This is a genomic window from Thalassospira sp., from assembly GCF_040218635.1.
Taxonomy (GTDB): domain Bacteria; phylum Pseudomonadota; class Alphaproteobacteria; order Rhodospirillales; family Thalassospiraceae; genus Thalassospira.
The window spans coordinates 1-24,103 of the sequence record NZ_JAVJRB010000003.1; the positions used below are offsets into that span (position 1 = coordinate 1).

The 24,103-nt window shown below is 52.8% G+C and carries 24 protein-coding genes; 11 read left to right on the forward strand and 13 right to left on the reverse strand.

The window, feature by feature from the left end:
* Window positions 1–895: 895 nt before the first annotated feature.
* Window positions 896–2,140, forward strand: coding sequence for a M23 family metallopeptidase (locus RIC05_RS01410; protein ID WP_350047455.1), 1,245 nt, complete (start codon window positions 896–898; stop codon window positions 2,138–2,140).
* Between the two features lie 201 nt (window positions 2,141–2,341).
* On the opposite strand, the gene RIC05_RS01415 is transcribed toward RIC05_RS01410, so the two are convergent.
* Together RIC05_RS01415 and cyaY are read right to left on the reverse strand one after the other, a co-directional pair.
* The gene (locus RIC05_RS01415) at window positions 2,342–4,138 is read right to left on the reverse strand and encodes an ABC transporter transmembrane domain-containing protein (RefSeq protein WP_350047457.1); all 1,797 of its coding nucleotides are present in this window, start codon (window positions 4,136–4,138) and stop codon (window positions 2,342–2,344) included.
* A 45-nt stretch (window positions 4,139–4,183) separates the two neighbouring features.
* Window positions 4,184–4,516 (reverse strand): iron donor protein CyaY, encoded by a 333-nt coding sequence (cyaY, locus tag RIC05_RS01420; RefSeq protein ID WP_350047459.1) that lies wholly within the window; start codon window positions 4,514–4,516, stop codon window positions 4,184–4,186.
* 278 nt (window positions 4,517–4,794) lie between these two features.
* Between cyaY and rpmE the strand changes: the two genes are divergently transcribed.
* Together rpmE and RIC05_RS01430 are read left to right on the forward strand one after the other, a co-directional pair.
* Window positions 4,795–5,019 carry a 50S ribosomal protein L31 gene (gene rpmE / locus RIC05_RS01425; protein WP_350047461.1) on the forward strand — a complete coding sequence of 75 codons (225 nt, stop codon included), beginning with the start codon at window positions 4,795–4,797 and terminating at the stop codon, window positions 5,017–5,019.
* Between the two features lie 254 nt (window positions 5,020–5,273).
* A complete protein-coding gene (locus RIC05_RS01430) occupies window positions 5,274–7,112 on the forward strand; it encodes an adenylate/guanylate cyclase domain-containing protein (protein ID WP_350047463.1) in 1,839 nt (612 codons plus the stop codon).
* Window positions 7,113–7,236: 124 nt separating this feature from the next.
* Here the strand turns inward: RIC05_RS01430 and RIC05_RS01435 are convergent, their stop codons facing one another.
* Together RIC05_RS01435 and RIC05_RS01440 are read right to left on the reverse strand one after the other, a co-directional pair.
* Window positions 7,237–7,695 (reverse strand): DUF1465 family protein, encoded by a 459-nt coding sequence (locus RIC05_RS01435; protein WP_350047465.1) that lies wholly within the window; start codon window positions 7,693–7,695, stop codon window positions 7,237–7,239.
* A 583-nt stretch (window positions 7,696–8,278) separates the two neighbouring features.
* Window positions 8,279–8,473 (reverse strand): DUF1192 domain-containing protein, encoded by a 195-nt coding sequence (locus tag RIC05_RS01440; protein ID WP_350040681.1) that lies wholly within the window; start codon window positions 8,471–8,473, stop codon window positions 8,279–8,281.
* A gap of 129 nt (window positions 8,474–8,602) precedes the next feature.
* Here RIC05_RS01440 and RIC05_RS01445 point away from each other — a divergent pair, with 129 nt between their 5' ends.
* The 3 genes from RIC05_RS01445 to RIC05_RS01455 all read left to right on the forward strand — a co-directional run bounded on the left by RIC05_RS01445 (window position 8,603) and on the right by RIC05_RS01455 (window position 11,566).
* Window positions 8,603–9,610 (forward strand): NAD(P)H-quinone oxidoreductase, encoded by a 1,008-nt coding sequence (locus RIC05_RS01445; protein WP_350047467.1) that lies wholly within the window; start codon window positions 8,603–8,605, stop codon window positions 9,608–9,610.
* A 297-nt stretch (window positions 9,611–9,907) separates the two neighbouring features.
* Window positions 9,908–10,588 carry a DUF1013 domain-containing protein gene (locus RIC05_RS01450; RefSeq protein WP_350040683.1) on the forward strand — a complete coding sequence of 227 codons (681 nt, stop codon included), beginning with the start codon at window positions 9,908–9,910 and terminating at the stop codon, window positions 10,586–10,588.
* A 165-nt stretch (window positions 10,589–10,753) separates the two neighbouring features.
* Complete coding sequence (locus RIC05_RS01455; protein WP_350047469.1) at window positions 10,754–11,566, forward strand: DeoR/GlpR family DNA-binding transcription regulator; 813 nt, start codon at window positions 10,754–10,756, stop codon at window positions 11,564–11,566.
* 121 nt (window positions 11,567–11,687) lie between these two features.
* Here RIC05_RS01455 and RIC05_RS01460 read toward each other — a convergent pair whose 3' ends face one another.
* Together RIC05_RS01460 and RIC05_RS01465 are read right to left on the reverse strand one after the other, a co-directional pair.
* Complete coding sequence (locus RIC05_RS01460; RefSeq protein WP_350047471.1) at window positions 11,688–13,607, reverse strand: propionyl-CoA synthetase; 1,920 nt, start codon at window positions 13,605–13,607, stop codon at window positions 11,688–11,690.
* A 357-nt stretch (window positions 13,608–13,964) separates the two neighbouring features.
* Window positions 13,965–14,129 (reverse strand): YdcH family protein, encoded by a 165-nt coding sequence (locus RIC05_RS01465; protein ID WP_350044345.1) that lies wholly within the window; start codon window positions 14,127–14,129, stop codon window positions 13,965–13,967.
* A 115-nt stretch (window positions 14,130–14,244) separates the two neighbouring features.
* Here RIC05_RS01465 and RIC05_RS01470 point away from each other — a divergent pair, with 115 nt between their 5' ends.
* Window positions 14,245–14,862 carry a UbiX family flavin prenyltransferase gene (locus RIC05_RS01470; RefSeq protein WP_350047473.1) on the forward strand — a complete coding sequence of 206 codons (618 nt, stop codon included), beginning with the start codon at window positions 14,245–14,247 and terminating at the stop codon, window positions 14,860–14,862.
* Here RIC05_RS01470 and RIC05_RS01475 read toward each other — a convergent pair.
* Complete coding sequence (locus RIC05_RS01475; RefSeq protein WP_350047475.1) at window positions 14,859–15,320, reverse strand: TIGR02444 family protein; 462 nt, start codon at window positions 15,318–15,320, stop codon at window positions 14,859–14,861. The genes RIC05_RS01470 and RIC05_RS01475 overlap by 4 nt on opposite strands.
* A gap of 28 nt (window positions 15,321–15,348) precedes the next feature.
* Complete coding sequence (locus tag RIC05_RS01480) at window positions 15,349–16,455, reverse strand: ATP-dependent 6-phosphofructokinase (protein ID WP_350047477.1); 1,107 nt, start codon at window positions 16,453–16,455, stop codon at window positions 15,349–15,351.
* Window positions 16,456–16,563: 108 nt separating this feature from the next.
* Here RIC05_RS01480 and RIC05_RS01485 point away from each other — a divergent pair, with 108 nt between their 5' ends.
* The gene (locus RIC05_RS01485) at window positions 16,564–16,770 is read left to right on the forward strand and encodes a YdcH family protein (RefSeq protein WP_350044349.1); all 207 of its coding nucleotides are present in this window, start codon (window positions 16,564–16,566) and stop codon (window positions 16,768–16,770) included.
* Window positions 16,771–17,015: 245 nt separating this feature from the next.
* Here the strand turns inward: RIC05_RS01485 and RIC05_RS01490 are convergent, their stop codons facing one another.
* The gene (locus tag RIC05_RS01490; protein WP_350047479.1) at window positions 17,016–17,852 is read right to left on the reverse strand and encodes a GGDEF domain-containing protein; all 837 of its coding nucleotides are present in this window, start codon (window positions 17,850–17,852) and stop codon (window positions 17,016–17,018) included.
* A gap of 260 nt (window positions 17,853–18,112) precedes the next feature.
* Here RIC05_RS01490 and purE point away from each other — a divergent pair, with 260 nt between their 5' ends.
* The 3 genes from purE to RIC05_RS01505 all read left to right on the forward strand — a co-directional run bounded on the left by purE (window position 18,113) and on the right by RIC05_RS01505 (window position 20,677).
* A complete protein-coding gene (purE, locus tag RIC05_RS01495; protein ID WP_350044352.1) occupies window positions 18,113–18,613 on the forward strand; it encodes a 5-(carboxyamino)imidazole ribonucleotide mutase in 501 nt (166 codons plus the stop codon).
* Between the two features lie 114 nt (window positions 18,614–18,727).
* Entirely contained in the window at window positions 18,728–19,816 is a 1,089-nt protein-coding gene (locus RIC05_RS01500) for a 5-(carboxyamino)imidazole ribonucleotide synthase (protein WP_350047481.1), read from the forward strand.
* 180 nt (window positions 19,817–19,996) lie between these two features.
* On the forward strand, window positions 19,997–20,677 hold the full coding sequence (locus RIC05_RS01505) for a thermonuclease family protein (protein WP_350047483.1): 681 nt from the start codon (window positions 19,997–19,999) through the stop codon (window positions 20,675–20,677).
* Window positions 20,678–20,780: 103 nt separating this feature from the next.
* Here the strand turns inward: RIC05_RS01505 and RIC05_RS01510 are convergent, their stop codons facing one another.
* The 4 genes from RIC05_RS01510 to RIC05_RS01525 are packed head-to-tail and all read right to left on the reverse strand — an operon-like array spanning window position 20,781 to window position 23,856.
* Window positions 20,781–21,476, reverse strand: coding sequence for a COQ9 family protein (locus RIC05_RS01510; RefSeq protein ID WP_350047485.1), 696 nt, complete (start codon window positions 21,474–21,476; stop codon window positions 20,781–20,783).
* A gap of 1 nt (window position 21,477) precedes the next feature.
* Window positions 21,478–22,089: a peptide deformylase gene (gene def / locus RIC05_RS01515; RefSeq protein WP_350047487.1), complete on the reverse strand. Its 612-nt coding sequence runs from the start codon at window positions 22,087–22,089 to the stop codon at window positions 21,478–21,480.
* A 53-nt stretch (window positions 22,090–22,142) separates the two neighbouring features.
* Window positions 22,143–23,375 (reverse strand): HlyD family secretion protein, encoded by a 1,233-nt coding sequence (locus RIC05_RS01520; RefSeq protein WP_350047489.1) that lies wholly within the window; start codon window positions 23,373–23,375, stop codon window positions 22,143–22,145.
* Window positions 23,368–23,856, reverse strand: coding sequence for a hypothetical protein (locus RIC05_RS01525; protein ID WP_350047491.1), 489 nt, complete (start codon window positions 23,854–23,856; stop codon window positions 23,368–23,370). The genes RIC05_RS01520 and RIC05_RS01525 overlap by 8 nt, the downstream gene beginning before the upstream one ends.
* Window positions 23,857–24,103: the final 247 nt, after the last annotated feature.

The following is a 24,103-nucleotide window of genomic DNA, read 5'->3' on the forward strand; positions in this document are numbered from 1 at the left end:
CATAACGCTGCCCGCGCATCCCTTCCTACTGATCAACAATGTCAAAGAACTTTACCGAAACCGTAGCTCCGTTACCTCAAGTCCGCGTCGCCGCTCCGCAGCGCCGCACCCCGTCGGTGGAGGCGGGTTATAGGGCCCTAACATCGACCTGTAAATACCTTTTTCTGAAAAAAGTGCAGAAAAACACAAAAAACTGCATTTCGTTTGAAATGGCCTGTTTCTGCTAAAAATCACACATCGCCCGTTGGTTGATCATCCCGTGCGGACACTAAATCACACACCCTTCATTGATGCGAAAAGCATCCTGTTTCTGCCAATCAGATTTCAAGGCGTTTGAGATATTGGGCCTCACAAGAATGCTCAGGGCGCCACGGTAAAAAGCGATACATATATAGTAGTGCCACGAACCCGATCAGACAGAGCGATAAGCCTTACCAAGCCCGCCCTAAGACCTGCCGCAAAATCACGACTTATATATATGTGCTCAATCCGGCTTCAAAACGCGGCACGAACGCACGTCGTGTAACCTTACAAATCCCGCCGCATTTCACGCTTCACCCAAAGAAAATATGGATCGGTTTTCATTTGCCTTCTTGTTGCCACGGTCGGCTGGCATTTCAGCCCCGCCCATCATGATTAAAAGCCGATCACCCCTTCAACGGTTCGTAAAGGAAATCGCGCCATTATGGTCGGATGGTAGTGGCTTTTGCCCATGTGAATTGGCATTTCACATCGATCAAACTTTTCGGTATAAGGTTTGAGCCGATGTTGCCAAAAGAGCGACGGGCTGAGTGAACTGAGTATTGGTTTCTAGGGGAGTTCTACGGCAATGGCCGGAAGAGACTTGGTATCTATTGCTAGCGTTATGGCAATTCTGGGGGGGACGACAGGATACTTGTTATCCGATCATTATTCCAACGCCACAGATACAGCCCTTTCTGCCAGTGCTGCTGAGAGCTATGTTATGGAAGGTAACGTCGCGAACGTTACCGAGACGGCAAGCATTCCTGAACAAGAACCCCGCCGAGAGACGGTTGTTCTTGAACAGGGTTCCAACCTGATGGCGACCCTGACGGCGACCGGCCTTCAGCGCACGAGCGCCTTTAACGCAATTGAAGCACTGCGCGATGTTTATAATCCGCGCAAGCTGCGTGCAGGTCAGGAATTCGATCTTGTTTATTCAGCCGATCCGCAAGAAACCGACGAGCTTTTAGAAGAACTCAGCTTCCAGCCAGACCCGGAAACCATTGTCTCGGTTTCACGTACCGAAGACGGGTATCAGGCATCATCAGACAAAATTGAACTGACCACGTCGCGCAATGTTGCCGCGGGCACCATTGAACAAAGCCTGTTCCTAGCGGCGGAGCGCACCGGCGTTCCTTTGCCGGTCCTGATGGAAATGATCGAACTTTATTCCTATGAAGTCGACTTCCAGCGTGACATTCAGCCGGGCGACAGTTTTGAAGTCATGTATCAGGAACTTAAGAACGATGCTGGCGAGCGCGTGCGCTATGGCGATATTTTATATGCCAGCATGACGCTCAGCGGTCATGAGGTCCGGCTTTATTCCTATGTCGATAGCAACGGTGACGCCGACTTCTATAACCAGAAGGGTGAGTCTTATCGTCGTGCCCTGATGCGGACCCCGATCAATGGCGCACGCCTGTCATCGGGCTACGGCAAGCGCAAGCATCCGATCCTTGGTTATACCAAAATGCACAAAGGCATCGATTTTGCTGCCCCACGTGGCACACCGATCTTTGCAGCCGGTAACGGCACAATCGATAAAATCGGTCGCAATGGCGGTTACGGCAACTATATCCGCATTCGCCACAACGATTCTTATGATACCGCCTATGCCCACATGAAGGGCTTTGCCAAAGGTCTGAAACAGGGATCACGGGTTAAGCAGGGTGACATTATCGGTTATGTCGGAACAACGGGCCGTTCAACCGGACCGCACCTGCATTACGAGATCCTGAAAAATAATGCGCAGGTCAACCCGATCCGGGTCAAAATGCCCAGCGGCAAGACGCTTGAAGGCAAGGAGCTTAAAACATTCCTTGCAGGGGCAGATATCCTGCGCAAGCAATATGCCGAGCTGTCGCTTGATAACAGAAAGATCGCCAGCGCCGAGTAAGGCCATGGTTGATACAGATGAAAAGCCCGCCTGAACATTCGGCGGGCTTTTTTGATGCCTGCGGGCGGGCGTATTGTCTTACCAGAAGAAGGTTCGGCCGCGTGTCTTAGAAGTGCCTGACCGCAGGTCGCACAGACAGCAAAAAGCCCCAGACCATAAGGCTGAGGCTTTGTTCGTCTTCAGGATATCTCAAAGTCACCCTCAGGCGGCATCCTGATCAAATTGCAGTTTGGCCAACCGACCATAAAGTGGTGAGCTTTCCATCAATTCCTGATGGGTGCCAATCGCCACCAGCTTCCCATCATCAATCACGGCAATCCGGTCTGCATGCAGAACCGTTGCCAGACGATGGGCAATCACCAATGTCGTGCGTTCTGCCATGATGGTTTCAAGTGCCTTTTGCACCACCTGTTCGCTTTCGGCATCCAGGGCACTGGTTGCTTCATCAAGCAGCAAGATTGAAGGATTGCGCAAGATGGCACGGGCAATGGCAATGCGTTGGCGTTGCCCCCCGGACAGGCGCACACCCTTTTCACCCAAGAAGGTGGCAAAACCATCGGGCAGACGGTCAAGAAACTCGCTGGCATGTGCGGCATCCGCAGCAGCCCGGACATCTGCATCACTGGCATCGGGGCGACCGTAGCGGATGTTTTCCCATGCACTGGCGGCAAAGATCACCGGGTCCTGTGCGACCAGACCAATGCGTTCACGCACATCCACCGGATCCGCCATCCGGATATCGACCCCATCAACCCGAATGACACCACTTGCCGGATCATAGAACCGCAGCAGCAACTGAAACACGGTGGTCTTGCCCGCACCCGATGGCCCGACAAGGGCAACCGTTTCGCCGGGCTTGACCGAAAGGCTTAGTCCTTCGAGTGCTGAGCGATCCGGTCGGGCCGGATAGTGGAAGGTAACGTCTTCAAAGCTGACATTGCCCTGATGCGGGATCGGCAAGGCAACCGGGTTTTGTGGCGCCCTGATTTCAGGTTCGGTGCCAAGCAGGGCAACCAAGCGTTCCGCCGCCCCGGCTGCACGCTGCAAATCACCGATCACTTCACTGATTGCGCCAACCGATCCGGCAACCACGACAGCATAAAAAACGAAGGCCGAAAGTTCGCCCGCCGAAATCGTGCCATCAAGAACGTCATGACCGCCAATCCAAAGGATCGTCCCCACGGCCCCAAACACCATCACAATCACAATGGCGGTTAGAAGTGCGCGGGCTGAAATCCGGGAAACAGCCGTTTTGAAGGCCCCTTCGACATGGCCGCTAAAACGCGTGCTTTCGATTTCTTCGTGGGTATATGCCTGAACCGTGCGCAGCGCATTGAGCGTTTCTTCAGAAAAGGCACTTACATCGGCAATGCGATCTTGCGATTCGCGCGACAAGCGGCGGACCCGACGGCCATAGCCAATGATCGGCACCACCACCAATGGCACAACCAGCAAAACAAGCGCTGTCAGCTTCGGGCTTGTGATCGCAAGCATGGTCAAACCGCCGACAAACATCAGCGCATTGCGCAGCGCAATGGAGACGCTTGATCCGATAACAGATTGTAGCAAGGTGGTATCGGTGGTCAGACGCGACAGGACTTCGCCGGTGCGGGTGACTTCGTAAAATGACGAATCAAGTCGAATGATATGGCGATACACCGCGGACCGGATATCGGCAACAACCCGTTCCCCGATCCATGAAACCAGGAAAAACCGCATATAGCTTGCCCCGGCCAGAAGCAAGGTTACCGCAAACAGAACGAACAATGCGCGATCAAGCAGCGCCCCGTCCCCATCGGCAAACCCGTCATCGACAAGCATGCGCAAGCCGTTGCCAAGGGCAAGAACGGTTCCCGATGCAACGATCAGTGCAATCAGGGCACCAAACAGCTGCAAACGATATTTTGTGACAAACGGGATGATTGCCCGCAACGAGGACAAATCCCGACTTGTTTCACGATCGATCAGTTTTGCTGAAGCAGTAGGTATACGCGCCAAGGCACCTTATCCGTATGCGATGGGAACCACAAAGCCGATTGAATATCAGCCGAGATCAAGCTTGTTTCCGGTTTTGACGGCAAGATCGGCAGAAAGCTGATCATTGAGCGTCGTCGACCCACGGGTCGAGGTCCAGGTTTCATTATCTTCGTCAAAATCATAGTGACTTGCACCACTCACCGGCGAAGAAAGCCATACCTGACGGTTCGGACCATGCTTATTGATGATGAATTGTTCACCCGAATCGAGTTCGATTGTCAGGATTCCGGACTCCAGATCGACATCAATATCGTCGCCCAGCGCGTCATCAATGATATCAGAGAGACTTTCGATGGTTTCATCTGCAATCTGATGGAAGCGGGTTTCCTCAAGGGCCACAGTCTTATTCTCCGTCTGTCATCGGGGGAATCCTGCCCCCGGCAAGGCGATAATCAATTGTTGGCGCACCATACTATATAAAGAGTGCTGTGCAAGTATGCATAAGAACCCCCATGCGAGAAAAGCTTGAAACCTCGGCTTGCGACTGCTAAACGACCGCGAGATCGCTACTGCACTCCCTTCTTTTGACGTTAATCGGATAATTCCCGGTTACAGGGGTTGCGCGAGCCGATTTTTTACACTATACACCGCGCTTCAAATTCCGGAGTGATTAGGCGATGAAAAAAGATATCCATCCCGATTACCATGAAATCACCGTTCAGATGACTGACGGCACGACCTTCACCACGCAGTCGACCTGGGGTAAACCGGGCGATGTGATGAAGCTCGACATCGATCCAAAAAGCCACCCGGCTTGGACTGGTGTACACCGTCTTCTCGACAGCGGCGGGCAGCTTGCGAAATTCAAAAAGCGCTTCGCTGGTTTCAATATCGGCAACTAATCAAAGAACACATCATGTGTTCTGTGGGATCAGCGCCCGCCGCATCTTCTTGATGCTGCGGGCGTTTTTCTTTGTCAAAACCGTTGATTGACAGTCACCGCACGGCAAAAAACCGCGGATATCATAACGTCTGGTCTGCCATGCACCATATCTGATGGTTATTCAGACATTTTTTTGCCATAATCACATCTGTTAGGATAGGGTAGCCTGTTTCCGCTGCCCCTTTTTGCTTGTCAATACCACCAGGGTTATAGATGAACCAAGTGGCTGCGCGTAACCAGGTAAGCTATGAGGTCTACGTTAAAGACCGTTCCGGCCGTTGGCAAATCCACGGCCACTTTACCGGTGCGCAAAAAAAGCAGGCTGAAGAAGAAGCAAAGCAGGTCGAGCGGGCGAATCACGTTTCCGGGGTGAAAGTGATTCGTGAGGTTTACAATCACGAAACCAACAGTTCCGACGAATACGTGATCTATGAGACCCGCGGCCAAGGAAAACTTGAAAGCAGCACCCCAAAAAGCAACCGCCCCGCAGCCAAAGCCAAGGCCCCGGCGAAACGCCCTGAACCCTCCCCTGCTTCTGCGCCATCCTATGACACGGCTGCGAAAAGTGGTTCGGATGCGGACGAGGCGGCACCAAAGACAGCCCCGGCAGCCGTGCAACCGCGCAGTGCGTCGTCAGAAGGACAAAGCATTGTCGGTCTGGCGCTTAAGATGATGATTGCCTTTTGTGTGGCCATTGCCATTGGCCTAGCGGTCATGCTTTTGTCCGCCAAGGGTCTCGAATTCCTGCCAAGCATGGGCGTCAATATCAGTCAGGGCTTCTTTGACAAGGCCAACTTTATCTCCTTTACGGTCGGGTTCCTTGCCAGTGTCGTCCCGATGTTGATGAATTTAACGCAAAAATTCAAAGGCCGTTCACGGTCCCCGTCGGCATCAAGGACCAGTTCGCGCCAGCCGCGCACGAAGGCATCCCGACCGGCTCAATCTGGCGGCACCAACAGTGCGGGTCAAACATCGGCATCGCGCAAGTCAGCAGCCGAAATGGCGGCTGAAATGCTTAATGAGGGTTCTTCTGACGCGACAGAATCAGACGAAACCCAAAAGAATGACGATACGACAGCCGACGATAACGAAGATCAGACAATTGACGACACGCCCGAAAAACCTTTGGTCGAAAACAAAGAAATGCGCGCAACCCGCGAGCAGATGAAGTCATTTATCTCGGGTTCCATGCAGGCGATCAAACGCACGGTTCCGACATTGGACGCCTATCACAAATTTGGCGTCAATCTGTACGTTGCTGGTGCGTGTGATGCCTGCAGCGAAACCAATTCGCTTGATCAGAAGGATTGCCGGACGGTCTTGCGTGATTGCATCTCCGCCCTTGGTGCCAACAAAAGCATGGCCGATACGTTCTGCAAGAATGTCGACAACTATATCCTTGAGCCAAAATACAAGGATATGTACGGCGCCGGACGCAAATCGATGGATGCCTATATCAAGGACGAGAAAAGCATCACCACATCGGTTTCAAAAGCCATTGCCGACTGGACCGAAAAGCCTGCAGGTGGCCCACAGGCAGGACCCGGCAAGAAACTTCATGCCCTGATGTTTACCGACATTGTCAATTCAACCGCCAAAACCCAGGAATTGGGCGATCATGGTGCGCAACAGATGGTTCATATCCATAACCAGATCGTGCGTACGGCCCTGATCAATAACTATGGCAAGGAAGTCAAACATATGGGGGATGGCATCATGGCTGTGTTCCCGTCTTCTGCGAGTTCGGTCGAAGCGGCGATTGAAATCCAGAAAAACATGGCTTCGCACAATGCCAGTCAGGACATGAAATTCCAGATCCGTATCGGGATCAATGCCGGTGAAGCCATTGCCGAAGAAAATGACCTGTTCGGCAGCGTCGTGCAGCTTGCTGCGCGTGTTTGCGCACAGGCGGGTGGCGATGAAACACTGGTGTCCGAGAACGTCAAGAATACTTATAGCGGCAGCCGTGCGGCGTTTGTGTCCCAGGGCACACGCACGATGAAGGGCTTTAGCGATCCGATTGAAGTCTTTCAGGTTCAATCGCGCACGTGACCTAAAGCGTCTTTCGACCTTTCACCTGCCAAACCAGTTTCCCCAATAAAAAGCCTGACAGTAATACGGTTGAGACCGTCATAGGGTGCCAAAGCATATTGCTGTTTGGGGAAATCAAGCTGCCTTAAGCGTTGCAGCGTGCCGCGACCTGAAGTTCCATTCTAGCCGCCCGCATATAAAGCGCATAGGCACGCCCCATAAGGTCAAGCAGTGGCGGCGAAAGGAATTGACAGTCCTTGTGCCGGTCTTCAATGCACAGGCGCAGGTCGACCATCAGATCGTCAACATCAACCGCCTCTTCCCAAGGAATTTCGCCCTTTTCCACCGCACGCACAGCCAGTAACCATGCCATCGCCCGAATGAGGCGCGTGGTCATCCGCATTTCTTCTATGCATTGCGCAAGTGCTTCGCGGCTATGGAGATTCTTGTTCCGCTGACTTCTATGAGCGGTAAGGTAATTGCGTGCTTCTACGAGCAAGGCGAAGGCCTCGTCATATGTCCGTGAAAAATGAACAACTGCAAAATTACTGTGATACGACGCCTCTTCCGAGGCTGGTGGATGCTCGTATGTCATCCAAAACATATTGGAAACAGGGTTGGCGGCTTCAAGGCAGCGCGCCCCAAATAGAAAGACCGCCCACTTTCGGGGCGGCCTTACCTCAACCTGCTAAACTTGCCGGACTTTTTGATTTTGTTCTTCTTGTGGAGCGAACTTTAGCCAGCGGTTCATAAGCGGTCAAGGCTATTAATTGCACAATTGTGACAATACGTATTAACACGTACTGATTTACGCGTTTAACAGCCGAAATATTCCTAAATCCCCGCCACAAACCGCTTTCAAACCATTACGATATCAACACAAATAAAAAGAACCGCCCAAAAAAGGGCGGCTCAAGTTTAACAGGGAGGCATCGAAACATCACGTTCGACAAGGGGGTCAACAGATGACCCTCTAATCAACATATAATACGGGAAGTTTAAATTTCAATTAACCCCAGGTCTAAAATATCTATCCTCAAGTCTAGTAATTGGATCAACTGGTAAGCACCGTTTCGTCCCTTAGCGTTACTGCGCCGTAAGGTCCATGCACCCTTTGCGGATCGAATTGGCATCACCGCAATCAACATAACAAAACTCAGGAAGACCTCATCGCTTGGGCACAACCTTTAAATCTTGAACAATGCCTCTGCCCCGGCGACCGCGCCTTCGCGATGTGCCAGCGCGTCTTCAACATGTTTGATTTCTGCCTCAAGAGCTGCGCGATAGTCTTTCAGGCTATCGACCGACATGCCTTCAAGATTACGCGGCAAGCCAAACTCTGCTGCCTTTTTCAGACCGTCATCATCGTCATTCACACTCATCATCCTTTCCCCGACAACAAACATCCCCAATTTGGGCCCAAGCCCGATTGGTTGATCGTCTAGTTTAACCGATAGCCGTTTGCGGCTATTAGATAGGTATAGAATTTACTGTTCGCCACAGAGGTCGTCATGTCCAATCAAGATTTACCCGCGCAAATGCACGTCATCGAAATTCGAAAAGACGCGGAGAAACCTTATCTCGCACTTGGCACAGCCGATATCCCGGAATTCGGGTCTGAGGATGTTTTGGTGCGTATCCGGGCCGCCGGTGTGAACCGGCCGGATTTGATGCAGGTCGCGGGCATGTATCCACCGCCGCCTGGCGCATCGGAAATCCCCGGACTGGAATTGGCCGGCGAGATTATAAAACTTGGCGCAGACGTTAAGGACTGGAAGATCGGTGACCCAGTCTGTGCATTGGTCACCGGGGGTGCATATGCCGAATTTGCCAGCGTCCCCGCCGCGCAGTGCCTGCCGGTCCCCAAGGGTTTCAGCATGATCGAAGCCGCATCCTTACCCGAAACGTATTTTACGGTCTGGCATAATGTTTTTGATAAAGCCCAACTCAAAGCTGGCGAGACATTTCTGGTTCACGGCGGCACGTCGGGCATTGGCACAACCGCCATCCAGCTTGCCAAGGCATTTGGGGCGCGCGTGATTGCCACGGCCGGCACAGATGAAAAATGCCAAGCCTGTCTTGATCTGGGTGCGGATGTCGCAATCAACTACAAAACGCAGGACTTTGTCGAAGAAGTCAAAACCGCAACCGATGGCAAAGGGGCGAATGTCATCCTTGATATGGTTGCAGGTGATTATGTCAGTCGAAATTTCAAGGCCGCCGCGTTCGAGGCCCGCATCCTGATTATTGCGTTTTTGCGCGGCCCAAAGGCCGAAACCAATTTCACGCCATTGCTGCTAAAACGCCTGACCCTGATGGGGTCCACCTTGCGCGCACAGCCGGTTGCCAATAAGGGGGCGATTGCTGATGCCCTTCGTCAACAGGTCTGGCCATTGATCGAGGATCAAAAAATCCGTCCTGTGGTCTATAAAACCCTCTCCCTTGGCGATGCGGCAAAAGCACACGACATATTGAAGGGTGGCGCGCACATCGGAAAAGTGATACTGGAAGTCGCATGATCGTTTATGGATGCCGGTCTGACGAATTTAACTGACCAATCCATGGCAACATGACTATGATTGCGGATCGAAAAGAAATATTCTTTCCATTCGTCCGCAACAGATTGTTGCATTTACCCGCACATTGATCGAAAAGAACGCAATGGCGGGTCCGACGATGCGCAGCAACACTCGTGGTTGCCTTTGCTGCATTGCCGGACCACCAAAAGAGATTATATTCTGGGACAGATATTCCCGCGCTTTTTGGGCCTAGCCCAACGCCGGTCTCCAGAGAGAAAGAAAGAAACAGGAGGAACTATGGCACAGCCCCTCATGCCCAAAGCAACCGCCGTATGGCTTATCGACAATACCGGCTTGTCGTTCCGGCAAATTGCTGCTTTTACCGAGCTGCATGAGCTTGAAATCCAGGCAATCGCCGATGGCGATGTTGGCCAGGGTATTGTCGGCCTTGATCCGGTCGCCAATAGTCAGCTGACCAAGGATGAAATTGCGCGCTGTGAAAAAGACCCGCGTGAATTGCTGAAAATGGCGAAATCCGATCTGCCGCGCCCGCGCTCGCAGTCCAAAGGTGCCCGCTATACCCCGGTATCCAAGCGCCAGGATCGCCCGAACGCGATTGCTTGGCTGCTGAAGCATCACCCGGAACTTTCCGATGCACAGGTTTGCAAGCTGATCGGGACCACCAAGGACACCATCGGCAAAATCCGTGACCGGACCCATTGGAACTCGGCAAACCTGACACCGCGTAACCCGGTGACCATGGGCCTTTGCACCGAGCTTGATCTTGAAAAACAGGTCGTGATCGCGCGTTCCAAAAACCCGGAAAAAATTGCCAAAAATGTCGAGCCGGATCCGCTTCCAGAAGAGTTGCAGATCAATCCGGAACCAGATTATCCGGGTAAAAAGGCCAACGAGAAGAAGTCAGAACCGAAAACTTCCGACTATATGGAAGCTGCCGAAAACCTCTTCCGTTCCTAATCCAATTCAAAAGGTCGCCCGATGGGCGGCCTTTTTCTTTGGGCAGTGGTCAAGAAGCGCGTTAAGTTTGTTTCACAGGAATGCCGCAAAACCGTAACGCAACCGACATGCGCCCTGCATACCATTCGCCTGAACTCAGACGAACAACACCGAAGAAACGTTTCCATGCAAAAACGTCCGACCGAACGCCAAGCGGGTATTGTTGAACTTGTCCGCGCCGATGGTTTCCGCACCATTGAACAACTCGCCGAACGCTTTGACGTAACCCCACAAACCATCCGCCGCGATGTCAGCGCGTTATGTGACGAAGGATTGCTCCGTCGTCGCCATGGCGGGGTTGAACCGGCCCTTGAACACGAAAACATTGCCTATCGGGCACGCAAAGTTCTTAACGTAAATGAAAAGCGTAAGATCGCAGCCCTTGTCGCGCGTGAAATCCCCAACGGGGCATCGCTGTTCTTTTCAATCGGCACAACGCCAGAACTGGTGGCCAGTGCACTGCTGCAGCATCGTGATTTGCGGATATTTACCAACAATCTCAATGTCGCCTATGTCGCAGCCACCAATGACAGCTTTGAAGTCACCCTGATTGGCGGACGCTTGCGCAACCGGGATCGTGATGTTTTGGGCCCGGATGTCGAAGCGTTCTTTAACAGCTATAAGGTCGATTACGGCATCTTTGGCGTGGGCGGCATTGATCCCGACGGCAGCCTGCTTGATTTTGACGAACAAGAAGTCCGCGCCAGATCCGCCATCCTGAACAATGCCCGTCAGTCTTATCTCGTCGCCGATCACACCAAGTTTGGCCGCAACGCCGTTGTCAGAGGCGGATCGGTCAGCGATGTCAGCGCGTTCTTTACAGACGTTTCACCGCCCGCCCCTATCCATCAAATGATCACGAAGGCCGGTGTTGCGTTGCATATGCCAGAACCCAATACAGAGTTTCCGACATTTATCATCCCCGAACAGGACACGTGATCAGGGGCCTGATGCCTCCGGATTCCGCATAGCGTTCTGACAAAAAGGCACCCGTCAGGTAAAACCGTGACGGGTGCCTTTTTAAGGTTAATCGGAAAGTCTGGAGGTCAAAGCGTGAAGGTTATTTGGCGTAACCGATTTCCTTCAACGCCTCGGCGATTTCGGGCAAAATGGCCGGATCATCAATTGTTGCGGGTGTGTTGTAATTTTCACCATCGGCAATCGACCGCATGGTTTTGCGCAGGATTTTACCCGACCGGGTTTTGGGCAGGCGATCAACCACAGTTGCCTTCTTAAAGGCTGCAACCGGGCCAATCTGATCACGGACCATCGCAACGATTTCGGCCAGAATGGCTTCATACGGACGGGTCACACCCGATTTCAGCACAACAAACCCAAGCGGCAATTGCCCCTTAAGATCATCATGCACGCCGATCACTGCACATTCGGCCACATCCTGATGTCCTGACAGGACTTCTTCCATCGCCCCGGTCGACAGGCGGTGCCCCGCGACATTGATGATGTCGTCAGTACGCGACATGACATAGATATAGCCATCCTCATCGATAAAACCGGCATCCCCCGTGGCATAGAATCCCGGAAATTCATCAAGATAGGATGATTTAAACCGATCATCGTTCTGCCAAAGTGTGGGTAAGGTTCCCGGCGGCAATGGAAGTTTGGCTGCAAGGGCCCCGATCTTTCCGCGTTCAAGCGGCTTTCCGACCTCATCAAGAACCTGAACATCCCAGCCACACGCCGCAACCGTTGGTGAACCATACTTGATCGGCAATAATTCAATCCCGCGCGGATTGGCACAGATCGACCAGCCGGTTTCGGTTTGCCACCAGTGGTCAATGACCGGAACGCCCAAGCTTTTTTCCGCCCATTGCAATGTATCAGGGTCCGAACGTTCCCCCGCCAAATAAAGCGCCTCAAAGCAACTAAGATCATAATTGCCCATAAGGCTCGCATTCGGATCATCACGCTTGATCGCGCGAAATGCCGTTGGTGCCGTGAACAACACTTTGACTTTATGCTGTGAAATCACCCGCCAAAACGCCCCCGCATCGGGTGTTCCAACCGGCTTTCCTTCATACATCACGGTCGTACAGCCCGCCAGAAGCGGCGCATAAACGATATAGGAATGCCCAACCACCCAGCCGACATCCGATGCCGCCCAATAGACGTCACCGGCTTTGACATCATAGATGTTGGTCATCGACCATTGCAGGGCAACCATATGCCCGCCATTGTCGCGCACGACCCCTTTGGGCTGTCCTGTCGTTCCGGACGTATACAAAACATAAAGCGGATCGGTCGCGGCAACCGGCACACAGTCAGACGGTGCCGCCTTGGCACATTCAACGACCCAGTCGTAATCACGTCCTTCGATCAGCGCCGCATCGCATTGCGGACGCGCAAATAAAATCACGCTTGATGGTTTGTGGTCTGCCAGCTCAATCGCACGATCAAGCAACGGCTTGTATTCAATCACCCGTGATCCTTCGACACCGCAACTGGCAGACAGGATCAGCTTGGGTTTGGCATCATTGATACGGGTCGCCAATTCGTTCGACGCAAAGCCACCAAACACCACAGAATGAATAGCCCCGATCCGCGCACAGGCCAGCATCGCCATCGCGGCCTGCGGGATCATTGGCATATAGATGATGACAACGTCGCCTTTGCTCACACCATGGGCATGCAAGGCACCAGCAAGCCGGGCGACATCATCGCGCAATTGGGTATAGGTGAACGTTTCAACCGTTTCCGTGACCGGGCTGTCGTAAATCAGGGCTGCCTGATCGCCGCGGCCGTTTTCGATATGGCGGTCCAGCGCATTATAGCAGGTATTGACCTCGCCACCGACGAACCAGCGGTAAAATGGCGCGTTACTGTCATCAAGAACACGGTCCCATTTGCGATACCATGAAAGGTCTTCTGCGGCCTCTGCCCAAAAGCCTTCCTTATCTGCAATCGAACGATCATAGATTTCCTGATAGCGACCGGTCATTGGTAAAACTTCCTCCCGCGACATTGGATCTTTTGCCCAAATAGAGCGCGTCTGTATGATGTCAAATAAATCGGCATCATGATACCGATTTATTTTAGCAATACCCCTTAGACATTGGTAGACGTCTGTAATCCCCGGGTTTTTGCGGATTACAATTACTCAAAACATACCGCTTACATGATCGCTTTGGTGCGTGCATGCGTATGTTTCATATCTGGGGAGTCACAGAGGAATTGGAAGAACAGACATAAAATTGCCGCCTCACGCGTGGGCTACAATCGGAGGCGGCAAAAGCAAGAGTATGGAAATCTATGAGGTCGTCAAACCGTCAGCATGGGGAATCGCGTGTTTTTTATCACACGTTTATCCATGCCCGGACGGCTAATGGGTTATTCGGTTTATCTCGTCTTTGATTTCAAGCTTGCGACGTTTAATGTCTGCGACTAGGGAATCATCGGGCGCCGGACGGCGCGTCTCGAGGTGGAGTTCCTGCTCAAGTGCAGCATGTTTGGCAGTAAGAGCTTCGATATGACCTTGAACGCTCATTCGCCTACTCCTTATATCTGACATTGCCCACAGGAAGATGGTATTAATTTCGTAACATGATTTCCAGTGTTTCAATCACCGACGTGATCGAGAACACAGTCGAACAAGGAACGGCATGACGCAAAAAGATCGACTTATCATTGGCATAACCGGTGCATCCGGTGTGATTTACGGCATACGTTTTTTACAATTGCTGAAAAACACGCCAATCGAGACTCATCTGGTCCTTTCCAAGGCAGCAGAGCGCACCATCGCGTATGAGACCGATTTTAAAATCCGCGAAATCAAGGAGATGGCTGACATCCTCCATGACAATGCCGACATCGGTGCCCCGATTGCATCGGGATCCTTTCGCGCCCGCGGTATGGTGATTGCCCCCTGTTCTATGAAGTCTCTGGCCGAGGTTGCCAGCGGAGTCGCAGACAATCTGATCGCGCGCGCGGCCGATGTGATGCTCAAAGAACGCCGCCGTCTTGTCCTGATGGCGCGTGAAACCCCGCTGCATGCCGGACATATCCGCAACATGGCGCAAGCCACAGAAAATGGCGCGATTATCGCCCCACCCGTTCCGGCATTTTACGCCCGTCCAACATCGATTGATGAAATGGTGACACAAAGCTGCGGCCGGATTCTTGATCTGTTTGACATTGATTTGCCCGAAACCGCACGCTGGGGCGATGAAGATGCCGCCAATCACATCCCGGTCACAGGTGTGCCTAAAAACCGCGATTAAAGCCCCGTCAACGCGATCAGGGTTTTAAGGGCGGCATCACATTCATTCTGGCTCAGATCAAACCGGGTTGGCGAAAGATAGGCATGTGCGCCGGCATACGGGTCATCACAGGGGATCGGCTGAACAGCGGTACATAATATGTGTTGTTCAATGCGTTCGGCCTGTAATTCGTCGGTCTTGACCCGTTGACGTAATTCCTGCGCACTGTCGGACGGCGCATCGCGCAGAAACCTGCGCGTCGTCCGCAGTGGCACAATCACGTTATCGCGCCAATCGCGCACGGTTTCTTCAAGTGACGATATGCTGTGCGGGGCCAGGCCCTTCTGGCCAAGGAAGAACATGAACAGCAGCATATTGACGTCCAGACCACAGCGATCCTGAAGATCCAGACACAGCTTGGCCACACCGCTTCGCCCATACATCTCGACCGTAAAAGTCCAGACTTCGTCCTGATTCATGCCCAACCCGTTCATTTATCTGGTTTGCTCAGACGGTCTTTGCTGTTCGGACTTTCTTGGGCGGGGTTCCAAGATAGGCCCCCAACCCCTTGGCTGTTGAAACCATGGTGCCCTTTGTATCGACAAGCCGTGGTCCGACAATAACATCTTTCATCGCCACATCGATCACCTTGCGTTTTGACCAGGCAACCACCCGGTCAAATTTCTGCTGCGCAATCAGATCAACCGCATGCACGCCAAAGGCCGATGCTATCACGCGGTCCCGCGGGGATGGAATGCCACCGCGTTGAACATGGCCCAAAACCGTCACCCGTGTTTCCCAGCCGGTCCGCGCCCCCAATTCTTCGGCCAACCAATGACCAATCCCGCCATAGCGGATTTTTTGCCCGTCATTGCCTTGGGTCACGGCACTGCCATCATCGCGCTTTACGGCCTCTGCCACGATGACCAAGGCATGATTGCGCCCGCGTTTACGGATATTGAGACAATGTTCGCTGAGCGCATCCAGATCATAATCCATTTCCGGGATCAATATGGCATCCGCCCCACCGGCCACCCCGGCAAACAGGGCGATATGCCCGGCATCGCGTCCCATGACTTCCAATATCATGATGCGGTCATGCGAAGCCGCCGTGGGCTGCAACCGATCAAGGGCCTCGACCGCGACATTCACCGCCGTGGTAAAGCCCACCGAATATTCGGTCTGTGCCAGATCATTATCAATGGTCTTGGGAATGCCCACCAGATTGATCCCGCCCATCTGGGCCAGCCGATGCAAGATCGCCATGCTGCCATCCCCGCCAACGCCGATCAGGGCATCAAGGCCAAGCTTGCGATATCCCTCAATCACTTCGTTGGAACGATCAGCGAAGCTACCATCGGGCATCGGATAATCAAACGGATCCCCTTTGTTGATCGTTCCCAATATGGTGCCACCAAGCCGCAGCATCCCGTCATTGTTCACCTGATCATTCAGATCAATCGCCTGTGGCGGGTCTTGCATCAGGCCATGTGTGCCCTGGCGAATACCAACAACGTCCCAGCCATAGCCAAGAACGGCCCGGCGCACGACGGCAAGAATAACCGCATTCAATCCCGCGCAGTCACCACCACTGGTCAAAATCCCGATCCGCATGCGTTTCCTTCCCGATATGGTTATCATTGTTATAAATCATATGGGTTGCCCATCTGATATCTGTTAATATCAAGATCACTTCGCGTTGGTTATTAAGCTGGATCAAAAATGGACGAAATCAATCAGATCGAGATTGAAAAAAGACTTCATTCTTTACGCGAGGAACACCGCGACCTTGATGTCGCTATCGGACAAATGGTGTTGGCCCCACACCACGATCAACTGCGTCTGGGCCGCATGAAAAAGCGTAAACTCGCCCTCAAAGACGAAATCCTGTATATCGAGTCGCAACTGGTTCCCGACATCATCGCCTGATTTCGGGCGCGATCTTGGGCCATTGCTTTCGCAACGCACACATATTTTCATAAAATTCCGGCCGTCCAACCATCGGATCATACCGAACAATCAATCGCGCGCATCTGGCACGTGATTTCGGATTTTTGACTTAAATCCGGATGTGTCTGGCATTGTGTGTGGGGATGAGATCGGGAGCCGATTTTGGGAAAGAGTGCCCTGCAAGGTGGGGCCTTGCAATGATGGGACAATGATAAGCTGACCGATCAAATCCCGTACGGGATGCGATCAATTTGTGCGAAATACATTTCCTTTTGCGCCCGCAAGGCCGAATCCGCTGCGTTCAATGCTGATATAGCGGTATCGCCACCGACAGCCTGATACATGCCAAAGACCGGAACAACAGTGATTTCTTTGTCTTTATGGGTATAGGGATGCTGGTTAAGCCAACGGGTGATGGCATCAATACGCTGCAAGATATCGTCGCGATCCACATTATACATCAAGGCAACAAAGTCATTGCAGCCAAGATATCCAAGATGATGCGGCGCCATGACGAAATCGCCAATAATACTCCGCACGTAATTGAACAGCCCGTCTTTGCATTCCTGACCATAGCGCTGCAAAATATCTTCGATATTTGACAACTCACAAATCAAGATCGTCCGGTTGGTCCGATCAGTCCCCAAAAGAGACGCTTCGTTTTCAAGAATCTGCATGAATGCCGGGCGGCTCAGCGCACCGGTAAACGGATCGCGGCCTTCGGTACGGGAAAGTTGTGCCAAACGTTTCTTCAGATCAGCCGAACTATCGGTAAGATTATTGATCCGCACCATCAAGCGGCCAATTGCCTGTTCCACCGCTGGCGTCACCTGATCATCGGGGATGCCCAATACATTGGCGATATCAGGCGTATGAAAATGCACGTCTTCCACAGGTTCCGGAAGGTTTTCGGTATCAATATCAACTTGATGCTGCTGATTTGGCCCACGACGACGTCCGGCGTCCTTGCCATAGGCAAAAACACCGTACTGACTTGATGGATATCTTCCATCCCCTCCCCCCATAGAGGGTGTCATTGAAGTGGGTCGCGTGACTTTCATGTCTGACCTTCCGTGCTACCTGCACAGTTATATGAGCTATTGGTAAAGAATACATCAAAAGGGCAATCAGTTCACCCCCATTTTCAATCCGCAGTAAGAATAGCCACTCCATACGTTTGAATAGTCGAATTTGCTTGATTAGGCAGGCCTGAGATATACAAGTTTCAACCGATCTGCAATGGCATAAGCAAGCTTGCATGCCAGGCCCTGCTGCATATAATGCGGCCCTTCACGAAACCGCCCGAAACGGAGCCGCCAATATGAGCGATCAAACACCGGTCATCGGCATTATCATGGGAAGCCAGTCTGACTGGGAAACCATGAAAAACGCAGCAGATGTCCTTGATGCGCTGAACGTCGCGTATGAGACCAGAATTGTCTCGGCCCATCGCACACCTGATCGCCTGTATGATTATGCCAAATCGGCAAAGTCGCGCGGCCTTAAGGTCATCATTGCCGGTGCGGGCGGTGCGGCCCATCTTCCGGGCATGGCTGCGGCCATGACCCCGCTTCCGGTTTTGGGCGTTCCGGTTCAAAGCCGCACTCTTAAAGGTCTTGATAGCCTGCTTTCCATCGTTCAGATGCCCGGTGGCGTTCCGGTCGGGACCCTTGCCATTGGTTCAGCGGGTGCAAAGAATGCCGGTTTGATGGCGGCTGGTATCATGGCGCTGATGGATGACGATCTTGCCACGCGCCTTGATGACTGGCGCGCAGCCCAGACCGCATCGGTCGCAGACGAACCGGTTGATCCGGCACCGTGATCTGCAAACAGACGCGCCCCATCGGGCGCGTTTTTGTTTGTCCCAAACAAGTTTTATCGTTGCCTGAATTAAGGTAATGCTTTCCCGGCGGAAAGATTTTTGATCGAGGAATACATGACGCAGGATTTCGACACGCGCATCATTGCACCGGGCAGCACGATTGGCATTATGGGCAATGGCCAACTCGGCCGCATGGCCGCCTTCTGTGCCGCAGAGCTTGGCTATAAGGTTCATGTCTTCGGCCCCGGTGCCGATAGCCCGACCGAACAGGTATCTGCCAAGGCAACCATTGCCGATTACAGCGATCTCGATGCCCTGCGGGCCTTTGCCCAAGATGTCGATGTCGTGACGTTTGAATTTGAAAACGTCCCCCATGACAGCGTGAAGCTTCTCTCGGAACTCGTACCGGTACGGCCGGGCTGGAAATGCCTGCATATTTCGCAAAACCGCCTGCGCGAAAAAACCTTCTGCAATGATCATGGCATCGGAACTGCCCCGTTTGAAGCCGTGCGCTCCTTGGCTGATCTTGAAGCCGCCGTTGCCAAACTGGGCCGTCCATCGGTTCTTAAAACCACCGAAATGGGTTATGACGGCAAAGGTCAGGTCAAAATCACCGCCGAGACCGATCTTGCGCAAGCATGGGCAGAAATGAAGGATGCCGAAGCCATCCTTGAAGGATTTATTTCCTTTGAACGCGAAATATCCGTGATCGTTGCCCGCGGCGTAAAAGGCGACACCGCCTGCTTCTGCCCGGTTGAAAACGTCCACACCAATCACATTCTGGATGTGACGGTTGCCCCGGCTGAAATCGCAGATAATCTGACCAAAAAAGCCGAAGACATGGCGATCAAGCTTGTTAGTGCCATGGAATTTGTCGGTCTGTTGGCGGTCGAGATGTTTGTCACCACTGATGGCACTATTCTGGTCAATGAAGTCGCCCCGCGCCCGCATAATTCAGGGCACTGGACGATTGATGCCTGCATCACCAGCCAGTTCGAACAGTTCATCCGTGCAGTCTGTGGCCTGCCCTTGGGCGATCCCGCCCACCATTCCAGGGCCCGGATGAAGAACCTTCTGGGCGATGACATCAATGACTGGCAGGCAATTTTGACCGAGCCAAATGCCAAACTGCACCTCTATGGCAAGGCCGAAGCAAAACCCGGCCGCAAAATGGGCCATGTCACATGGGTCTTGCCAAAATAACCCGACAGAATTTGCGATCATACGCATGACAGAAGCCCCGGATGCCAAACCTATCCGGGGCTTTTTCGTATGACATTCATAGCGTTACGACCAAACACCATCGAATGGCATTTTATGCCCAGTCGATTGGCATCGGGTTTGCTGTTGTAGGGACAGGAAACTCTTTATGGACGGAACGAGATGAAGAAACTTCTGATCCTTCTTTCACTGGCCCTTGGCCTGAACGCCATCGAAAGCCAGATGAACCATGCCAATGCGGCACCCGGTGCTGCTGGCTTCCCCGATGTTGTCGAAGGCGACAAGCTTCGCTTTGGCAATATGATTGTCGAGCTGTTTGGCATTCGTGCGCCAAAACCCGGCATGATCTGCCGGGCCGGAAATGTCGAATTTAAATGCGGTGCCGCCGCAACACAGGCGCTTGATCGCATCATTGATAACTATGCGATTAAATGTCAGCAGGTATCGGACGTTCAGCTTTTCCCGATGCTGACCGAATGCACCATTGGCCGGAACGATCTGAACCGCCTGATCCTGCGGGCCGGTTGGGCGATGGTCGATATGGTAAGCTGCGATAGCCATCCAAGTTGCGAAACCTATTTGCGTGATCAGGACTTTGCCAAGGAAAACCGCAAAGGCATCTGGATGGGCACACCCCCGTCTGAACTGGTTGCCCTTGCCGCCAAACCGACGCGTCAGGAAATCCAGTCAGATGATGATGCTCTTGATCGCGAAGACAAGGCGCTTGAAAAGGCCCCGACCCATCTGTTTGGCAAAGCCTTCAACATTGATCTGGCCGAAGAAACCAAACGGGCCAATGCACCGGACCGTTCTCTTTTAAGCTTCCTCGAAAACACGTTCTGACCCGAAAGGTCGCCGAGTTTCCAAACCAGAGCATACAAAAAAACGCCACCGCATATCATGCCGGTGGCGTTTTCTACTAAACATCCAATGTCAGACGGCGGACCTATCCACCAAACTGGCGGCGCATACGCCCGGCGGTCGGGATACAGCGCGAAAGCTTCGCCCCGAGTTTGAAGGGCGCTGCGGCAAACTTGCCAACCTGCCCGAACTTGGCGGTGATTTTCGGGATCTGCAGCACATTGCTGATCCGGCGATCCAAAAATGCCCAGCTATCGGCATGGCCGTCGGATTTATCATCAAGCCAGAAGGCCAATGTCGATCCATACACACCGGCAAGCAACATCCGCTTGGTGTACCAATTATGGTCGGTCGATGTATCCCCGGCGGCAACCCACATCTTGTCCACCGTGCCATGGGTCAGTTTAAGACCAATAGCAACATTTTGCGGCAAGGCAAGATTGGCCAAGGCCGCACGGACGGCATCTTTTTGATCTTCGACCAGATCAAGGCGGGTCTTGACCGCAGTTGCAATCCGCTGACGAATTTTCATGTCATCAAGCCCCTTTTCATCAAGGGCTGCGACCATTTTACGATCCACCAGTTCAACATAGGTAATGATCGCCTGACGAATGCCGTCGGGCAGCAAACGGTCAACTTCACCGGGTGCAAGGTCAAGATCCTCCGCACCGGCCAAAAGCGACTGTTTCGTCCAGCCATCAAACGGCACATGTTCAAGGGCGGCTTCAACCAGAGCTTGGCGCTGGGCATCCAGACGGCTCATGCTTTCGGACACGGTCATATCAGGCCTCCTCATCACTTATGGTGGCGTCATCGGCATCTGTATCGTTGGCATCTTCTGATACGTCTGACTGCCTAAAGGTCGTCTCGGGCGGGTACTCACGCAATTCTTCGTTAAACCCAAGAAGCGTCATGTCTTCCATACGTTCGGGATACATGACTCCGATCAAATGATCATATTCATGTTGAACCACGCGGGCATGGAACCCACCGGCAAGGCGTTCGACTTCCTCGCCCTTCTCATTTAACCCGCGATAACGGATTTTGTTCCAACGCGGCACCACACCCTGAAGCCCCGGAATGGACAAACAGCCTTCCCATCCATCGACGATTTCATCGCCAATCGGTTCAATTTCCGGGTTGATCAGAACGCTCAGCGGAATTTCACCGTCATCCGGGTCATCGCTTTTGCGAAAGACCGGCACGAAAAAGACCATGATCGCCTTTGACTGAAACACCTGTGGTGCCGCAAGGCCAACACCACCGGCATCCTTCATGGTGTCCTTCATGTCAGCAATCAGACGCTGAATTTCAGGATCAAGCGGGTCTTCAACCCGGCCTGCGACATGGCGCAAAACCGGGTGGCCCATCCGGGCAATTTTAAGGATCGACATATCCCTATATCCAACCAAAACCGCCCTTCTGTAAAGACCCTATGCGGAAATCCCTAGTGGCCAGAGAACACCAATGTCTGGATCGGCCACAGCAATGCCTGAACACGCAACAGCAAGGCATGCACGATCCCGACGGTCTGTACCATATGCAGGAACAGCCATTCGCCGGTTCCAATATCCGGATCGTCAAGCTGATCATGGGTATTGGTGTACGCATTGGCGATACACTGGCTACCCCATGGCACATCTTTGACCTGTTCTGGATAAAGCGGGACCATTTTAGCCAAAAACGTACCCGGTGTGCTGCGTTCAGAGATATCAAGCAATCTGTCGGTCGGGCGGAACTGACCGGCCGCAATGACCGGCTGCACACTTGTTACCAGCATCGGGATAACTTCAAACGGAAGCGACGCACAGGCCATTTCGGCAAGAACCCCGGCTTTGACAACCTGTGCAGACACCTGCTGGAACCCGGCCTGAAACACAACTTCGTCAGGCTTTTTGGGAATCAAGATACCGGCCGGACGCAACAGCGGGTTCACAACATCACCAATCTGCAGGGCAAATTGTTGCACCTCGCCATCCACACCGGCCCGGACAACCGTTTTTGACAGGGCAACTTCGGCCGAACGTAAAGATGCCTCTGCACTGGCAAGCTGTGCAGGCAACAATGTGTCCAGTTTGGTTTGGACCGCTGTCATATTCGCCCGTGCGGCATTGACCCCGCCCTGGCGCGTTGTCAGGGAAACTTCGAGTCTTTCGACCTCACGCCGGGAAACAGCGTTGGTTCCGCGCGACAGAAGGTCTGACTTGACGTTCAATTCATCGCGAACCTGCGCATAGGCACCTTGTGCTTCTTCAAGATTACCGGCAGCGACCGCAAGATCAGCTTCGGCTACGGCCATCTGCGCACGGATTTGTGCGACTTCCTGCGTGGCCATTTCGACCGCTTCGGTTTCGGTACGATCATCAAGGCGGAACAAGGGTTGCCCTGATGTCACCTGATCATCATTGCCGGTATAAATCTCGACCACCCGGCCGTTCTTTTCCGGAAGGATTGTCAGCGTTCTATAGAACGACGCGACATTCTGGCTGGATGGATGGAAATAGAATATCAGCGTGATCAGCGAAATCGTCAGGATCGCACAGGCAACAATGCCGTAGCGCAACTCATACCAGACGGAAAACAGTGTGATTTCCTTGCCAAGACGTTTGCCCTGCCGAAAACGGCGGAACAGGTAATCCGGCAGGATGGTGAAAATTGAACACAGAAGAAGCTCAAACATCTTTATGGTTCTCCTGCGCGGTCGTCTTGCCTGTTTCAGCACCCGTGTTGGTGGTTTCAACGCTCATGTTCGTGGTTTCCGTGGCAACAGCGCCGTCGGTTGCCATTGTTGGCAAGACCGAGTCGCTTATCGCACCTCTTTGACGTGCCATCGCCTTGACCGCGTCGGCAATCGCATTGATCGGGGTATAAAAGTCAGGCACCTGAACAACCGCAATCACCAATGCCGCCAACCAGAACAGGTTGTTATGGGTAAACAGCGCAAGAAGGGTCAGGATACTGATCAGCTGAAGCTGCGTGTGATTGGCGTGATGGGCCAGTCTTTCCGGCAGCGCATGCAGGCTTAGATACAGCGCGCCAACACCAAACACCGCCAGCACAACGAACCAGACAATAATCGTAAACAGGACATCTGACTGTCCGGGTCCGGTAATGAAGAACGGCGCATGTGCGATTGCCGCCTCCCGCAGAGAGCTTTCCATATCCAAATCCCACCTTTTGTATGGCTAAAATGCAATAAGCCAATTTTGTCAAAGCACTATACCCAACTTTTTACCGAGTTTTTACCCAATTAATTCACCTCGTGATAGCAATCACAAAAACGACATTGGAAATTGACGCATTCAGGGTCTGAATATAGCGGTTCTGACGCGACTTTTTGCGTGGGCGTTTGCTTTGATCGGTGGAATGAACGCCCAAGGCGAACATCCTCTTCCCTCTTTTCTTTTT

Coding starts and splice junctions, on each gene's coding strand:
- RIC05_RS01490 (WP_350047479.1), bottom strand. CDS start 17,852: ATGAAAGTCACGCGACCCACTTCAATGACACCCTCTATGGGGGGAGGG.
- RIC05_RS01525 (WP_350047491.1), bottom strand. CDS start 23,856: ATGGAAAGCTCTCTGCGGGAGGCGGCAATCGCACATGCGCCGTTCTTC.
- RIC05_RS01450 (WP_350040683.1), top strand. CDS start 9,908: ATGGCACAGCCCCTCATGCCCAAAGCAACCGCCGTATGGCTTATCGAC.
- RIC05_RS01440 (WP_350040681.1), bottom strand. CDS start 8,473: ATGAGTGTGAATGACGATGATGACGGTCTGAAAAAGGCAGCAGAGTTT.
- RIC05_RS01480 (WP_350047477.1), bottom strand. CDS start 16,455: ATGCGGATCGGGATTTTGACCAGTGGTGGTGACTGCGCGGGATTGAAT.
- RIC05_RS01445 (WP_350047467.1), top strand. CDS start 8,603: ATGTCCAATCAAGATTTACCCGCGCAAATGCACGTCATCGAAATTCGA.
- RIC05_RS01470 (WP_350047473.1), top strand. CDS start 14,245: ATGACGCAAAAAGATCGACTTATCATTGGCATAACCGGTGCATCCGGT.
- RIC05_RS01520 (WP_350047489.1), bottom strand. CDS start 23,375: ATGTTTGAGCTTCTTCTGTGTTCAATTTTCACCATCCTGCCGGATTAC.
- RIC05_RS01500 (WP_350047481.1), top strand. CDS start 18,728: ATGACGCAGGATTTCGACACGCGCATCATTGCACCGGGCAGCACGATT.
- RIC05_RS01435 (WP_350047465.1), bottom strand. CDS start 7,695: ATGTTTTGGATGACATACGAGCATCCACCAGCCTCGGAAGAGGCGTCG.
- purE (WP_350044352.1), top strand. CDS start 18,113: ATGAGCGATCAAACACCGGTCATCGGCATTATCATGGGAAGCCAGTCT.
- RIC05_RS01460 (WP_350047471.1), bottom strand. CDS start 13,607: ATGTCGCGGGAGGAAGTTTTACCAATGACCGGTCGCTATCAGGAAATC.
- rpmE (WP_350047461.1), top strand. CDS start 4,795: ATGAAAAAAGATATCCATCCCGATTACCATGAAATCACCGTTCAGATG.
- def (WP_350047487.1), bottom strand. CDS start 22,089: ATGTCGATCCTTAAAATTGCCCGGATGGGCCACCCGGTTTTGCGCCAT.
- RIC05_RS01510 (WP_350047485.1), bottom strand. CDS start 21,476: ATGACCGTGTCCGAAAGCATGAGCCGTCTGGATGCCCAGCGCCAAGCT.
- RIC05_RS01465 (WP_350044345.1), bottom strand. CDS start 14,129: ATGAGCGTTCAAGGTCATATCGAAGCTCTTACTGCCAAACATGCTGCA.
- RIC05_RS01505 (WP_350047483.1), top strand. CDS start 19,997: ATGAAGAAACTTCTGATCCTTCTTTCACTGGCCCTTGGCCTGAACGCC.
- RIC05_RS01455 (WP_350047469.1), top strand. CDS start 10,754: ATGCAAAAACGTCCGACCGAACGCCAAGCGGGTATTGTTGAACTTGTC.
- RIC05_RS01475 (WP_350047475.1), bottom strand. CDS start 15,320: ATGAATCAGGACGAAGTCTGGACTTTTACGGTCGAGATGTATGGGCGA.
- RIC05_RS01430 (WP_350047463.1), top strand. CDS start 5,274: ATGAACCAAGTGGCTGCGCGTAACCAGGTAAGCTATGAGGTCTACGTT.
- RIC05_RS01485 (WP_350044349.1), top strand. CDS start 16,564: ATGGACGAAATCAATCAGATCGAGATTGAAAAAAGACTTCATTCTTTA.